Below are 13,831 nucleotides of genomic sequence, written 5' to 3' on the forward strand. Positions count from 1 at the left end.
ATCAAGATATGCATATTTTTCTTGAGTTCTTTCTTGTATCAGGGTCGATTACTGCTGTGATTCGCCTTTTATTCCTTTGATGTAGTGGGAGGGCGAATATGTTAGCTTGAGCAAGAAAGACATTATGACCTATGAGACTTTGGGGCGCGACCGCACCTTGCGCCCCCCCGATCGGACCAAACTCCGTTCTAGCCACGCCGCAGCGACGACGAAGCTAGTCACCTATTCCCAGCCGCTAAGCGAACAGGCTGCGCGGAAAAAGACCGGTGTCCCGCCAAAGCCCGTGGTGGAATTTCCGAAGGCACTTTTCGACGTCCAAGAGGACCCCTCGACATTTTCCGAGGCTTTGGCCCTACAGATGCGGCGCCATGACGATACAGCATGGCATCTCCATCGCGCCGTTGTGGACCCCGATGACAAGACAGATCGAAAAACCATCTTTAGCTGGATCAAGGGGACTAAGGTTCCCCGCAGTGTAGAAAGTATGGAGATTTTGGCACGCATCGGGCGGCGCTATCGGCTGCCAGAAGGATATTTCACCAGCAAACTTCCCCATCAGTCCCGCGCGTCAACTGGCTTTTGTCTCGACGACGTATCTCCTTCAGAGCGTCGCCGTATGGCATGGCACCTACCTCCAGAATTCAACCACTTGCCGATCGACAAACAGGAGGAGATTGTCGAGTGGGTTAGGCGCGTAATCATTAGCGCGGCCACCGACTATCGACGGTTCCAAGCCGCTGCGATGAAGCAGCGTTACGCGATCCGATTCCCTGGAATCATCTACGGGCGTTCCAGCAGGCTAGGCTGGGACAAGTTTGATACAGAGGATTCATCTTCCGAACATCTCGACGTCGACCCGGAACTGTTTTCCGGCGTTGTCGATGCTCCCCCACGCTTAAGAACGGAGATGGCGGCGCTGATCAGTTTCAAGACGTCGACACTGACAGCGCTCGGATTGCAGCGAAATGGCGTATGGGGTGAAGAGACTGCATCCCAGAAGCTTGAGCACCTTGGTCTCATGCTGGGCGCTTTGTCCGCTTCTCCCAATGGCGAAGTTAAAGGGCTTGGCGTTCCTCATTCGCACCTGACTTTGGCGCTACTGGCCTTCCCTGGCGTCTGGGATTGGTACCTGCAATGGCGAGAGAGTCGTCGTGGCTTCTACACCTCATGGGAAGTCGACATGCTACGCATTGCACTGGCGCTGACGCGGCAGGAAACGGGGTGGCTCAGACAGCACGGGCAGCTTGCGCAACGCGTGCACCCGGTTGCCGGATTAGTTAGCTCTGAAGAAATCGAGCGAGCGAAAACCGATTGGCATGGCGCTTGTGACGCATTCTGCAAACACGCAACCGTCCGCGTGCGGGAGATTAGCAGGATCGCACGAGTTCACCGAGACCCGTTCGAGCCGATCATGCCCATCCTGGAAGCACCGAGCCCCGTTGGGGAGTACCGCAAGATCACTGACGAGATCCTGCGGCGAATTCCCGATGAGCGGCGATATCCTCGCGACGCGGCGGAGGCCGTTCGGTCATTCCTCCTGCTCCGGCTGGGCCTCCATCTCGGCTTACGCCAGAAGAACCTACGTCAATTGATGCTGTGCCCTCGCGGCCAGTTGCCGCGAACAGAGCGGCAATTAGAAGACATGAAGCGAGGTGAACTTCGCTGGAGCGAGCGCGACGGTGGCTGGGAAGTGTTAATTCCGGCCATTGCGTTCAAGAACTACAATTCCTCGTATTTTGGGAACAAGCCCTTTCGTCTAGTGCTGCCGAACGTTGTCGATCTCTACGACCACATCGGGGCCTATATCAGTCGCCATCGCCGTATCTTGCTGGGCGGTATAGCCGACCCTGGCACGTTCTTCGTGAAGACGGTGAAGCTCAACAGCCGGGATGCCTCATACGATGAAAATACGTTCTATGAGGCATGGCGCCTGACGATCCAGCGCTATGGCGTCTACAACCCATATACCGGACGCGGCGCAATCAAAGGGCTCCTGCCCCACGGCCCGCACAATGTACGGGACGTGCTGGCGACCCACATCTTGAAACAGACGGGCTCCTACGAGCAGGCCAGCTACGCCATTCAGGACACGCCCGATATGGTCGCCCAGCACTACGGGCGCTTCCTGCCGCAGGACAAGGCGGCGCTGGCGGCGAAGATCCTGAATCAGGTTTGGAGGGATGACGAATAGGAGCCCCCCGGCCAATATTGAATAAACCAGTCTAAGTTGTGGTCCACAAGCGGCACCGCCACGGATGGGCTACCCGGGAAAGTCTACGAAAGCCGCTCTGCCTTGCTTTGACTTGGGCAAGGGATCTGCACGGAAAAGTAGCGGCTCGACCAGGCGCCGAGGGGACGATCAGGAGCGAGGTCGAGCCGCTCGGCGAAGCTGGTGTCAGGGGCGCAGGGTCCGCCAACTTCGCACAGCCGAAACCCCAAGGGGGGACGAGGAGTTTCGGAATCCGGACGACCCGACCGAATGCCTCTGGCGCCACATCGCGGTCGGGTCGCGGCCAGTTGACACCGGCCGAACGAAGGTCGTTGGAACCTCCGCGCGCCTCAAACTGAGATTCTCCCGACTCGTTCCCGAAGGTCCCAACTTTTTTGAAGGATGTAGCGTCCCCGGGTTAAATTGCCCTGTCGGCGCGCCACAAAGCTAGGCGTCCGACAGCCTAGCGCTGGTTTGGATAGATCGTGAACGGCTACGTTAAACGTCGGTCATTTGTTCCCGCCCCGGCGTCGGCGCTGCCCAACTGTGACGTTTTTTCACTGGTCTGCGGGTGGCCTCGGGTCTAAAATCTAACGCCTTTCTTTCCCGCCGGTAGAGAGGCAAAGTCATGGTTGTGGTTTATAACTACCTCACGATGGATCCGAATAGGCGCGTCCTGACGCTGGCGCCGTTTAAGCGGACCAGGCACGCCATTCAAAAGATCGGCGGCGAGCCTCTTATGGAAACGGCCGAAAAGGTTGCTCCGACAAATATCGACCCGGCCGGCTGTTACGTTCCGCCAGTAAAAACGGAAAAATCGAACAGGTTATTTGGCTACCCCTCGCCGAAAAGATCCTGAAGCAGGTCTGGAGAGATGACGCATAGGCTCTCCCGACGGATGCGCCCCGGCCGACTTCGCTCTGGCGGGAAAAGAAGACCGGGGCGCCGCGAGACCTTGAGGGGATCATGGTCCCGCACTACCAAACTGGAAATTATTTCTACGGAGCGACCCGACCGTTTTTGTCGGGTCGGGTCGCTGGCTGGCACTGGAACGGGCGGGTTGAGCGCCAGCCTTGCCAAGAGAGAACTTCATGGCATCGCTGCAACGCTGGGTAGTGGGAAAGGTTCCGCACCAAACGAGGCGACGCACTGCCAAAAGAAACGCCCGCTACGCGGCACATAAGCGGGCAAGTCAGGTCACACAGAACCTGCATGTAGTACACAACCAAAATGTGCAAAAATTGGCGGCGCTCGCGAAAAAGAAAAACCCAGCGTTGTCGGAGCGCTGGGCCGAAGTGGTTGCCTGCGGTGCCTCATTGCGCCGCGCAGAAAAGTATCATGTCTTGGCGTGACCTGCGTGTGAAATTTTGAACTGACAATTCCTAGTTGCGCCCTTTGATCGTCCCTCTGGGCAAAGCCCGTTTGCGCTGGGGCGGCTCGCCACAAAAATTTCAATGAATTTTCTTAATGTTATCCGATTGGCGCGTTAGAAACCGCGACCGTTGACGCGGCTGGCGCACAGATCGAAAGATATGGCACCGTTCGATCCTCCAGCACCGGTAACGCCAGTCGCGTCGGCTACCCCTGATTGTACATGTCCCTATCCAGCCCGGCTTATCCGTTCCTCGGTCGGGCTGGTTTTTTCGTGGACGGGGACGAATGTCGCTGTGATTGGCGACGCTCATTGTCTCGTGGTAGGTCCAGCGTAATTCAACCGTGATGCGCCCAAGCTAATCTTCCGTCTTCCCGGACTTGGAAGAGCGGCGCCTATGGAAAAACAAAAGGAAGATATCCTTGTCATAGCTGACGCCAAGGATTGGCGGTACACGCCCGCCCGGGGCGTCGTGGCCGACCTAGGAATCGAATGGGATGCCGTCGATATCCGAGAGGATCCGCGCGGCGGCGTGCAGCTCTATGGCGCCAGTAGCGTGCCAGAGGCCCTGCTATCCGCGAAGGAGGGCCTGAGAGCGATCTGGAAGCAGCGGCCGATCGTCAAACTGATGCGGGAGAGGAATGCCGAGATATTCCGTTCTCACCTGGCAGGGACGAGTTTCCAAGAGGTGGGCCGTCCTTTTGGCCTAGCGCTGGCCTCAGCTCGTGTCGCCTTCCGACGCGTCTGCCAGCGTGCAAAACGCTACTCAGAGGGGATCGCGCTGGGCTGGTATCGGGATATCGGCGAAATGGCCGAGCGGCTGTGCTTGAGCGCCGAGGAGGCCGACGCCGCACTCCGGCTCGCCGACATCTACTACAGCGGCCTGGCGCGCGATCAAGATGCGCCTTCTCGTATGCTACAGGCCAGGCGGATTATGGAGAGTTATCGGGCGAAACCTTAACGGTGCGCGAGGAACGACGGCTATGGTGGTGCGCTCGCTCCGGGCTGGGATAGTTACGCAGACTTCTCCTCTGCTTGCGCGGCAGGGTTCAGATATAGCACGGCACCCTCCTGCTTCTGCCCCGGAAAACTGAATGTAAATTCGGGGGCGTTAGGATTGGGGCGCTTGACCTTCTTGGCCTTAGTGCTCTTTTCCGGCTCGAAGAACTCACGGGAGACATGTCCTAGTGAAGGTAACAAGGGACGCTTACCTTTGAACCACTCGGCAATCGAGACGATCTGAAGCCTTGGCAGGTGGCCATGAGCTGTGTCCACGAAGCCAAAGGAGGCAGCCTCTGACGCCATTTCGCGCGTAGGTGGATACAGACAGATAAATAGTCCCATTTCAGCCTGATCACGGCCAATCACGGCTTTGAACTCGCGGACATCCTTGGCGCCAACATTCTGACCGCCCTTTACCGAGGTCAAGATCTTGCCCCAGCCGCGAGGGCCATTCATGAAGTACATCTGGCCGTCAATGCCGCGATCCGGTCCCTTCTTAATTTCTTTCAGCGCTTGAACGCCGACGAGATAGTTAGCCCACCACTGAAATTGAAATTTGTCGTCTTTGGCAAGACGTTGCGCGCTTTCGAAGTCTTCGGGGATACCCCCAACTTGATACTCAACATCAGGGCTTTGCTGCCGGATGCGTCCTTCGATAACCTTGATCGCGTGGAACGCAATGTCGATGCCGATCCATTGGCGACCATTTACTTGGGCAGATGCAACGGTGGTGCCGCACCCACAAAAGGGGTCGAGCACGATCTCACCTGGATTAGACGAAGATTTGATGATCCGATCCAACAGCGCTCGTGGCTTCTGGGTCGGATATCCAAGTCGTTCGGCCATCAGGTTGTGGAGGGGGCGGATATCAGACCATATGTCTTGTAGAGGAACGCCCGGCAGATCCTCGGGATACTGCTTCAAGCGCGGCATCCCGCCCTCTTTTTTTGGCCAGTGAACCCGGCCTGCCGCGTCTAATTCCTCAAGTTTAGCGGGGGGATAGGCCCAGTGCCTTCCTTTTGCTGTCACATCGAGGCCGCGCCAAGGATTTCCGGTTTCTCCATTCCTAGTTCCGGCACCTGTGAGGTCCGATCGCTTCCATTTCCGGCCTCTGTCATCGGTCTGATCAAAGAAACGGTCCAAGTACTCCTGATCATACGGCAGATATTGATGATTCCACTGGAAATCTGGAGATTTGGCATAGAACAAGATGACGTCATGGATCGGCCCGTATCGACGCGCACTGCTGTGCGCACTGGTCCTCTTCCACACAACCTCGTTGAGAAAACGTGTTGGGCCGAAAACAGTATCCATGATGATTTTAAGGTAATGGCTGGCTGTCGGATCACAATGCAGATACAAAGAGCCGGTTGACTTCAGGACACGTCGAAGTTCGTTCAGCCGCTGCGCCATCATGACTAGATAGGCCATCATGTCGCTCTCGCCTAGTGCGGAGTGCAGGGCGTGAATGATTGTCGCTACGGAGCCGCCAGAGCGCATTATCTCATCAAGTGCCCATTGCGCTTCGCTTCCCCAAGTCCATGTATCTCGGAACGCTTCTACCTGCGCCCCGGCCGCTTCATCTGCTGGCGTTTTGAACAGGACGTTATAGTTTGCATTGCTGTTAAATGGCGGATCTAGGTAGACCAGATCAACGCTCTCGGTCTTTATTTCTTCTCGCAGAATGGTGAGGTTGTCACCAAACCAAAGCTGATTCATCGAACGCTCCCGTCGAGCACAACCCAAGAAGAGTGCTGGATTGAATCTTAATGGGGCGTGATGAAGCGTAATGAATGCAGAGTAAACAGGTATTTCTAATCCAAAAAACGGGGCTCAGGACGGAAGAAGGTCAGGCCCGGCGGCGACTATGGACTATCACGGTTCTACATGCGTTTTTTAAGATAACCGCCGGCCATGGTTGCAAAGATCCCCCCAGTAAGCAGGTTTTGGATGCGAGCGACCACATCCGTGGTTAGCCAATGCCAACTGTCTGGGGTAACGGAGTGCCAAAACCACACACCGGCAAATACAAGAAAAACGACGGCCAAAATCCATAAGCCGCAAATTGCTATGCGTTCGAAATGGTCGCGAAATCTTTCGGTGCGGTCATGTTCGTTATTGGCAGATATCGCAGCTATCTCTTCTTGGGTAAAATTCTTACCGAGAAGCTTCGCTTCCTTTAGACCAGTATCACTTGCTGGAACGATAGCTGCGGGAAAGAGATCTCCTCGCGAGAGGCCGGGGACGCGCTTTAACTCGTCCCCGGCCTCTTTGTGTTGAGAGTCGTCGGCATTGTCTGTCAATCGGGCGTGCTGCCAGTCTCAGCAGCCTTTCTACGGTAATGGTCTTCGATGACGTCATTGGAGATGACCAACCCGAACTCATTCGGGCGATATGTCAATTGCCAGGGAGTATTCTCAGCATGAGTCATTCGAGACAGCTCCGGCCCGGATAGGGAGCCGTAAATTTTGTAGACTTGATCGACGATGCTACTTTCTTGTTTGTCCAATTCTTCAGCAGGCGCCGAGAGTGGACCAACGACAGGCTGACTTCTGAATTGACGGATAGCGTTATATAACCTTGGGATAACCGGGCCATATTGCCATGCTTGAATATCGTCCTTTATCAAAGGACGGCCGTACAAGCCCAACATCCAACCGTGCGCTATATAAACAAGTTTCAACAACTGCATGGGCGTGATGGCGTCGCCCTGTTCCCCCGCTAAAGCGAGGAAACGGTTGGCGACAATCTTGCTGTCGTGCATCGGATCCTCCTTTCTACGAATCGAACGCGCTTCAGATACGAGATAATGTTGACATTACCGTATTTCTATGCCGTGACAATTTTTTAATACCCCCTCTCAATCAGCTAACCCTTACCGCCATCCTTCCACGCTATCCATTGCCCTGCCCCGCGTTGCGTATCAGGGGGAGAAGGCCCGGCTTCGTGGAGCTGCCGGGCCTTCGCTTTTAGGTCAGATCTACATCACCAGGCGCTCGTAACCTGAATGGCATAGCGCCACCTCGACAGCGTGGGAGCTGTCAGAACAGTACCATTCGACGCGTTTGCGATGAGGAACGGCACGTTTGTGCCCGAGGCAAATTTGGCGTTGTAGTTGTCGATGCCCAGGCTGAGCGGAGAATACCAAGGGCCTGCCGACGACATGCCGATGTTTTTGACGACATCGCCCACATTGTATCCACCCTCGGCGACCGCACAGACGAGGCTGAGAGTGCCGATGAGACCGACGGACGTGCCAATGTTGTGTGCCTTTGAAACTGCTGTGCCGGCACTCGGGAAAGACCCCGTGTCAACGTAGCGATAGGCACGTCGGTAGGCATAGGCCACCGTGCTGGTTACTGCACTGCCGGTAGTCACAGCCTCGCCAACAAAGACGGCATTGACGGGGTTCGCGACCGAACCATTGCCGAGATACATCTGCATCCCAACGATATCGAAGGTATACTGCCCGTTTGTCGTCGAGATCGTGCCGCCGTACTGGTAGATCGGAGCGAGGTTCGTAGAAAATGGAGACAGTGCACCCGCACTGATCGTCACGCCGAGAAAAACGGTCGATGACGGCGCGAGGCCGCTCCAAGTCAGATTGCTGGTGGCCTGACCGATGACATTAATCTGTCCCGCCAGTCCAAAACCGCCCGCAGCCGTGACAACAAGTGCCGCAGTACCAGTCGAAATGTTCTGGCTGGTCAGGCTTAGACTGCCCGACGAGGTTGGCAGAAAGTTCGGCAAGCCGTTGGTTGCAGGGCCGATGAGAACTGTTTGACGAACCGGAACGCTGTTGGCATTCACATTCGTCAGCTGACTCCCATCCAAAGCCGGGAGCTGCGCCGAGCCGTTGAGCTGCACCACGTTGTTGGCGGCGGTGCCAACGTTCTTCGTGGAGGCCGTGCCGAGGCCAGTAACGGAGGTGTTTGGAATGTTCGCGGTATGATTGGTCAACCACGTTCCACCAACTACATCCCACTCTGTGCCGCCCCGATTCAGCAGGGTAACATTCTCGCCAGGGGCCAGAGTTAATGACGTATTGCCAGTGCCGCTGAGACCAGCAGGAGGGCAATAGAGGAAGTCCGTGCCCTGCCTGACAATCGAGCACGCCGCCGTGCCGTGATTGAACACGTGGATAGCTGGCCCCGCAACGCTCGCGCCCCACCCGCCACCGAGAGGCAACGTGATATTAAACGGTGTTAGCCCAGCCGCCTGAATAGCTTTGCCGTGGTCGGCCGCCGTGAGAGTGGTGTTGGTGCCGACAAAAAGAAAGCCAGCGTAGTTGCCGATGACCGACTTGGCGAAGGCGGTGGTGGCAAGGCTGGTGTCGTTGTCGTTTGTGGCAGGCGTCGGGGCCGTGGGGTTGCCAGTGAAGGCGGGCGAGGCAACCGGCGCGATGACACTCGGAAATATCGACTGAAAAAAGTCTCCTACAAACTTGGTGTTTGCAGCAGACGCGTCATAACTAAAACTGGGCTGATCAGCAACCGTAACAACCGCGCCGGTGAAATTCTGGTTTCCTGTCCACGACTGGTTCGCATTAATCCGCGCAACACTGCTCCAAAGCGTGCCGCTGCTTTTCAGCAGTGCGCCAGAGCCGTCGAATACAGCCACTTCATTGTCATTGGCTGCAACCGGTGCACCTATGGCGCCCGCAGCAGCACGCCACGTTGTGCCCGTGGTCTTCGACAGCACGCTTTCGCTGAATCCAGACACAGCCGAAGCAGGGAAACACTGCAAGAAAGCAGCATTCACCTGCGTGGCGCTTGCTAGTGTATTGGGGACGAAATTCGTTACAACGCCGGTCATGGGCGCTCCTATGAAAAAGCCCCGCCGAAGCGGGGCTGTGTTGGGATTGGAGGGGGTGAGCAGCGCTAGATATCCATCAGACCGACGGACTTACCCCGGTTCAGCTTTGTCTCTCCAAACACCGGAGAGTTGTTCGTTTTCATATCCACGGGCTGGTCTTTGCTGTGGACGTGAATATCGACCTTGCCGTTAGCGCCATTCTTGCCGGCAGCGGCGGCGTCGGCCTTAGCTTTAGACTTGTAGGTATCTGGCCGATTGGCGACATCGCGATTACCGATATCTTTGGGCAGCCCCTTCAGGAACCCATAGCGCTGCCATTTCGCTTTAGCGCGGTCGGCCGGCATCTCGTAGTGATCAACCAGGGCCGCCGTCTTCTCCTCCGCCGTGGAATTCGGATCTGTCAGGATCTTCCACGACTTTGGGTACTTCCGCTTCATTTCGTCGAGCCCGGCTTTCGTCTGGTCGGCGACGGACATTTGAAAAGGGAACAGTCCGTATTTGTCCTTGATCGCTCTGGCGCGGTCGCCATGCCACTGGACGATGCCTTGAGCCCGGCCGCCGTCTCCGGTTCGGTTGGCTGGGTCCGCCAGAGACTCGCCAGACGTGTTCGCGACCCAAGCCAGCGCAGCTTCGTGGCTCAGCCCTTCGGCACGGGCTGCCGCATAGGCTTCGCGCTGGTTCTTTGCCAGGTTGCCGCGCGCTGCCAGTGTCTTAACTCCGGCCGCGTGCACACTGCCACCACTGCCACCGCCACCCATGCGAATTCCACCCTCGCCGGGGTGGTACGCAGCCTTCGTCAGGCCACCACCGGCACTTTCACCACCACCCTGTAGCGTGGAAGCGAAGTCCGTCATGCCCTTCAGCACGCCGGCTGCTATGGTTGCCACAGCCATGCTGTTGGCTGCTCCAGCAATGCCAGCAGCAGCCATGCGGCTGCCAGGATTATACGCCGACTTATGCAGCAGCCCATCGTCGTAGCGGGAGCCTTTTAGGACATCGTCGCCGTTGTTCTGGACATTAGGCGACTGTGTGCCCTGGCCAGCTTGCGGATCTCGCGAGGCACCGGTACCACCGCTGCCCACAGGCGGACCAATTGGACGGTCCTGCACCTTTTCCTTGCCGAGTAGCCCGTCAATGAAGTGCTTGCCGGCGTTGTGAATGCTATCGGCGGCACCGTCCAGCGTGGTCTTGATGCTGTTCAGCTCTTCGAAGAACGCCTTAACGGCCTCCAAGGCCGTATTGATCGCGACGCCGTCTGCCTTCCAGTCATGATCGCGTAGGGCCTTACCAACGTCGTCGAAGAAACGCTTTACATCGTCGTTGTGCTCGTTGCCGAACGAGTTGATGGCTTCCGCCAAGGCGGTGATGTAAGGCGCCAAAGTGCCGCCTGTGGCATTCGTCAGGCGCTCGATGCTGAGCGATATCTTGCTTGTGGCGTCCAAGAACTTCTCAGCGTTCTTTTCGTCCTGGGCCGATTGCCCGCCGATCGAAGCGCGTGCTGCTGTGCGGCGCTGGTTTAGGTCGGCAAGGCCTTGGGCGCCAAAGGGAGAGTACTCCTCGGTGCCGAAGATCAAACGCGAGAGGGTGCGCCGCTCTTCAGCGGTCTTCTGTCGATTCAGAATCGAAAGGCCACGTTCCGTATAGTCGTTGGCATCCTTAGCGCCCTTCAGCTCATTCGCGATCGATTGCCCACCGCCACGAAGGTTCGCAATCTCGGCGTAATTACCTTGGCCGCGTTTGAGGCCGGCATAGTTCTGAGCGCCGAAGACCAGGCCGCCCCGAACAACCGATTCATCGATCCCGAGGCCAGCGGCGACGGCCTTCAGCTCCTTCAGCTTCTGGCCAGCAATGCCGGTCTCTTGCGTGAATTTACGAATGTCGACCGTGTTTTTTGCGAAACTCTGGACGCTTGCGCCCAGGGTCGCCATGGCGCTCGCGGCGGAAAGAGCGCCTATCGACAGACCTCCGAGTCCGAGGCCGCTTGCAAGGCCATTTCCAGCCGAGCGAATAGCGCCGGTAGCGGCCTCTATTTGTTTGCGGAGCCCCACAAAGTGCTTCTCGACTGCGGCCAGGCCGGGGGTGGCCTTGAAATCACGCAGGCGCCGCTGCAAATCCTGCAACGGCTTGCTAAATTTGTCGCTGACGGATGCCGGCAAAATGAGTTCTTCGGCCATCACCGCCTCCCGAAGGTCTTGCGAATTGCAGCGTCCCATCCATGGTTGCCAGCTGCGCCGCCACATTCGGCCTTCACTGTCGCGGCCGCGCGCTCCCAACTGGCGGCGATCTTCGGGTCGACACGGATGCCAACCGGCTTGCGCTTGCCAAAGGCCAAGGCGAACGCAGCGTCCCAACCATGGCTACGGTCACGGCGTGCCGCTTTGATCGCCGCGCGGTGCCGCCTGGGCAGGCCCGACATGTTCGGAGCATCACCCACAGAGCTGGCCAGTGAATCGGCATAGCCAAGCTTCACGGCCTCTTCAGCGCTCATCAGCCTGTCTTCGTCCATAAGCGAGCGCACTGCGGCAACCGACTGACCGGAACGACTCGAATAGATGCGAGCGTACTGATCGCTCATCCGCTTCAGGTCGCCGGCCGCTGTGGCCAAGTCGTCGCTGCTGCCCTGCGCCGTGGTATACGGTTGATGGATCAGCATGTACGCGTTTTCTGCGATCTCGATACGATCGCAGGCCATCGCAATCAGCGAAGCCGCGCTTGCGGCAATGCCCTCGATCCGGGCGGTGATTTTGGCGCGAGAGTTCCGAAGCATGGTGTAGATTGCCATCGCTTCGAGCACATCACCGCCCGGGCTATTGATGCGCAGCAAAAAGGCGCTGGGATCTCTCAGCGCCTTAAGGTTCGCGTCGAACTGCTTGGCCGTTAAACCCTGGCCGGTTTCGGGATCGGTACCAATCCCCTCAAAAAGGCAAAGTTCCGGGGTCATGCTGCGTCCCTCACGGGAATAAGTTCGACCACTACGGGGCGCTCATTCGCGGGCTTGGAGGCGCGGGCGTCCGGCAGCACGATCTTGTCGAATCCGACGGCGTGCACAGCGGTCTCGGCAGCGCGAAACTCGCGGCGGGTGAAGCGACCGCGATGTACTCGGCTTGCTCCACCACCGTGGCGCGGGAAACTTCCGGTGCCGTCCGGCTGCTGGCTCACGGTCTTCTGGTATTCTTCGCCGAGTGGATCCGACGAGCCAGGGCGCAACCAAAGGTCAAGAACCTTCTCGCTCAAAATCTCAGGCGGCACCGCTGGAACACTACGCAGATCGCCGGAGTCCACGATGCGCGCCACATTGGCAGGCAGGTCCTGATTAGCAGCTCGCACCACACCGTCGACCTCGGCAATACGTCGAATGGCATCGCGGACAGCCTGGGCGGCACGACCGTATTCGTCGATCAGCCCCGGCAACTCGGCTGCCTTGGCCTTGGCAGCCTTGTGCTTCGTCTTCCTGGCGTCCTCCGCTTCGGCCTCAACGGCTGCGGCGTGTCTGGTACGCAAGGCCGCGATAGCGTCTTCAGCACCTTCGACAAAGTCGCGAGTCTCGGCCAATTCTGCACGGAAACGACGACGGTCGGATTCATCGGCGAGGGCCATTTCTGGCCGCTGCGACTCCAGTTCGGCCAGACGAGCGCAGGCCGTGGCAGTTTCGTTTCCGGCTTGGGCGAGCAGTTCGGCGAGCTTGGTGGAGTCCGGGGCCTTCTTGCCTTTGAATGCATTCGAAATAACGTTCAAAATACTCACTGTTGGGCCTCCAGCTTCTTGGTTAGCTCGGCCAGTTCGCCGACACCCTCGATAATCGTTCGGCACACGGCCAGGATCTGTTTGCGCTGCTTGGGAGGCGCCTCGGCGTATTCGACGATAGCTGCGGCGGCGATGCCCCATGTCAGGGCCTCGACTGGTGATGGTTCAGTCATTGAATTCTCCGGCGCCGACGGCGGCGCGAGCGGGTGGGAATGGTTGATGTGCGAATGGCAATTGCCAGGGCATTGAAGGCGTTGCCGTCGACAATCGCGATGCGGCGGATCTTCGACCTGGGCATCTCGACTTCGGGGAGAAATGACTCCTCCGCGATATTGCCGTTGGGCTCCCGAAACCGGATCAGGGCGGCAGGGCTGACCGTGTCTAGCCCAAGCTCGAACAGATCTTGCGGGGCAGCCAGGAAGCGTTCCAGGGCCTGGAGCAATGTCTCACCGGTGTGGCTGGCCAGGCGCAAATATTCGGCACTTGGGAGTGCGGGTGACGGGCCGATCATGGCGCTGACAAGTAGGAGCGCGACGTGCTCGACCGTGGCAGGTTCGGGCACGCCGGGCGTGTTTGGCATGAGGCCGACAGCGCGAAGGCGATCGACATAATATCGCCCGCGAGGGGCGATCAGATTTAGGTGGCGGTCAAGCAGCGCTGCCACCTGCCGGATGGCGGCGGGCATGATG

The 13,831-nt window shown here is 57.9% G+C and carries 13 protein-coding genes; 4 read left to right on the top strand and 9 right to left on the bottom strand.

Annotated elements, in window-relative coordinates; translation table 11 throughout:
• The first annotated feature begins 124 nt into the window (after positions 1 to 124).
• From ACR9ZN_RS29250 to ACR9ZN_RS29265, 4 genes are all read left to right on the top strand, one after another.
• On the top strand, positions 125 to 2,191 hold the full coding sequence (locus ACR9ZN_RS29250; RefSeq protein WP_481273837.1) for a hypothetical protein: 2,067 nt from the start codon (positions 125 to 127) through the stop codon (positions 2,189 to 2,191).
• A gap of 646 nt (positions 2,192 to 2,837) precedes the next feature.
• Positions 2,838 to 3,068 carry a hypothetical protein gene (locus ACR9ZN_RS29255; RefSeq protein WP_481273838.1) on the top strand — a complete coding sequence of 77 codons (231 nt, stop codon included), beginning with the start codon at positions 2,838 to 2,840 and terminating at the stop codon, positions 3,066 to 3,068.
• A gap of 232 nt (positions 3,069 to 3,300) precedes the next feature.
• Positions 3,301 to 3,561 carry a hypothetical protein gene (locus ACR9ZN_RS29260; RefSeq protein WP_481273839.1) on the top strand — a complete coding sequence of 87 codons (261 nt, stop codon included), beginning with the start codon at positions 3,301 to 3,303 and terminating at the stop codon, positions 3,559 to 3,561.
• A gap of 417 nt (positions 3,562 to 3,978) precedes the next feature.
• Complete coding sequence (locus tag ACR9ZN_RS29265) at positions 3,979 to 4,542, top strand: hypothetical protein (protein ID WP_481273840.1); 564 nt, start codon at positions 3,979 to 3,981, stop codon at positions 4,540 to 4,542.
• Positions 4,543 to 4,595: 53 nt separating this feature from the next.
• Here the strand turns inward: ACR9ZN_RS29265 and ACR9ZN_RS29270 are convergent, their stop codons facing one another.
• The 9 genes from ACR9ZN_RS29270 to ACR9ZN_RS29310 form a co-directional block, all read right to left on the bottom strand.
• Positions 4,596 to 6,302: a DNA methyltransferase gene (locus ACR9ZN_RS29270; protein WP_481273841.1), complete on the bottom strand. Its 1,707-nt coding sequence runs from the start codon at positions 6,300 to 6,302 to the stop codon at positions 4,596 to 4,598.
• Positions 6,303 to 6,466: 164 nt separating this feature from the next.
• Positions 6,467 to 6,886 carry a hypothetical protein gene (locus ACR9ZN_RS29275; RefSeq protein WP_481273842.1) on the bottom strand — a complete coding sequence of 140 codons (420 nt, stop codon included), beginning with the start codon at positions 6,884 to 6,886 and terminating at the stop codon, positions 6,467 to 6,469.
• Positions 6,883 to 7,347: a Panacea domain-containing protein gene (locus ACR9ZN_RS29280; protein WP_481273843.1), complete on the bottom strand. Its 465-nt coding sequence runs from the start codon at positions 7,345 to 7,347 to the stop codon at positions 6,883 to 6,885. The genes ACR9ZN_RS29275 and ACR9ZN_RS29280 overlap by 4 nt, the downstream gene beginning before the upstream one ends.
• Positions 7,348 to 7,568: 221 nt before the next feature.
• Positions 7,569 to 9,398, bottom strand: coding sequence for a hypothetical protein (locus tag ACR9ZN_RS29285; RefSeq protein WP_481273844.1), 1,830 nt, complete (start codon positions 9,396 to 9,398; stop codon positions 7,569 to 7,571).
• A gap of 65 nt (positions 9,399 to 9,463) precedes the next feature.
• Entirely contained in the window at positions 9,464 to 11,572 is a 2,109-nt protein-coding gene (locus ACR9ZN_RS29290; protein WP_481273845.1) for a phage tail tip lysozyme, read from the bottom strand.
• Positions 11,572 to 12,339, bottom strand: coding sequence for a head maturation protease, ClpP-related (locus ACR9ZN_RS29295; protein ID WP_481273846.1), 768 nt, complete (start codon positions 12,337 to 12,339; stop codon positions 11,572 to 11,574). Before ACR9ZN_RS29295 ends, ACR9ZN_RS29290 begins: the two co-directional genes overlap by 1 nt.
• On the bottom strand, positions 12,336 to 13,142 hold the full coding sequence (locus ACR9ZN_RS29300; RefSeq protein ID WP_481273847.1) for a hypothetical protein: 807 nt from the start codon (positions 13,140 to 13,142) through the stop codon (positions 12,336 to 12,338). The genes ACR9ZN_RS29295 and ACR9ZN_RS29300 overlap by 4 nt, the downstream gene beginning before the upstream one ends.
• Entirely contained in the window at positions 13,139 to 13,315 is a 177-nt protein-coding gene (locus ACR9ZN_RS29305) for a hypothetical protein (protein WP_481273848.1), read from the bottom strand. The genes ACR9ZN_RS29300 and ACR9ZN_RS29305 overlap by 4 nt, the downstream gene beginning before the upstream one ends.
• Complete coding sequence (locus tag ACR9ZN_RS29310) at positions 13,312 to 13,827, bottom strand: hypothetical protein (RefSeq protein ID WP_481273849.1); 516 nt, start codon at positions 13,825 to 13,827, stop codon at positions 13,312 to 13,314. Before ACR9ZN_RS29310 ends, ACR9ZN_RS29305 begins: the two co-directional genes overlap by 4 nt.
• Between the last annotated feature and the right edge of the window lie 4 nt (positions 13,828 to 13,831).

It is taken from the genome of Labrys sp. HAY1-8F, from assembly GCF_056754975.1.

Bases quoted from the DNA above. Each gene is read 5' to 3' on its own strand.
- ACR9ZN_RS29295 (WP_481273846.1), bottom strand. From the start codon at position 12,339: ATGACCCCGGAACTTTGCCTTTTTGAGGGGATTGGTACCGATCCCGAA.
- ACR9ZN_RS29270 (WP_481273841.1), bottom strand. From the start codon at position 6,302: ATGAATCAGCTTTGGTTTGGTGACAACCTCACCATTCTGCGAGAAGAA.
- ACR9ZN_RS29265 (WP_481273840.1), top strand. From the start codon at position 3,979: ATGGAAAAACAAAAGGAAGATATCCTTGTCATAGCTGACGCCAAGGAT.
- ACR9ZN_RS29310 (WP_481273849.1), bottom strand. From the start codon at position 13,827: ATGCCCGCCGCCATCCGGCAGGTGGCAGCGCTGCTTGACCGCCACCTA.
- ACR9ZN_RS29280 (WP_481273843.1), bottom strand. From the start codon at position 7,347: ATGCACGACAGCAAGATTGTCGCCAACCGTTTCCTCGCTTTAGCGGGG.
- ACR9ZN_RS29260 (WP_481273839.1), top strand. From the start codon at position 3,301: ATGGCATCGCTGCAACGCTGGGTAGTGGGAAAGGTTCCGCACCAAACG.
- ACR9ZN_RS29290 (WP_481273845.1), bottom strand. From the start codon at position 11,572: ATGGCCGAAGAACTCATTTTGCCGGCATCCGTCAGCGACAAATTTAGC.
- ACR9ZN_RS29285 (WP_481273844.1), bottom strand. From the start codon at position 9,398: ATGACCGGCGTTGTAACGAATTTCGTCCCCAATACACTAGCAAGCGCC.
- ACR9ZN_RS29305 (WP_481273848.1), bottom strand. From the start codon at position 13,315: ATGACTGAACCATCACCAGTCGAGGCCCTGACATGGGGCATCGCCGCC.
- ACR9ZN_RS29255 (WP_481273838.1), top strand. From the start codon at position 2,838: ATGGTTGTGGTTTATAACTACCTCACGATGGATCCGAATAGGCGCGTC.
- ACR9ZN_RS29250 (WP_481273837.1), top strand. From the start codon at position 125: ATGACCTATGAGACTTTGGGGCGCGACCGCACCTTGCGCCCCCCCGAT.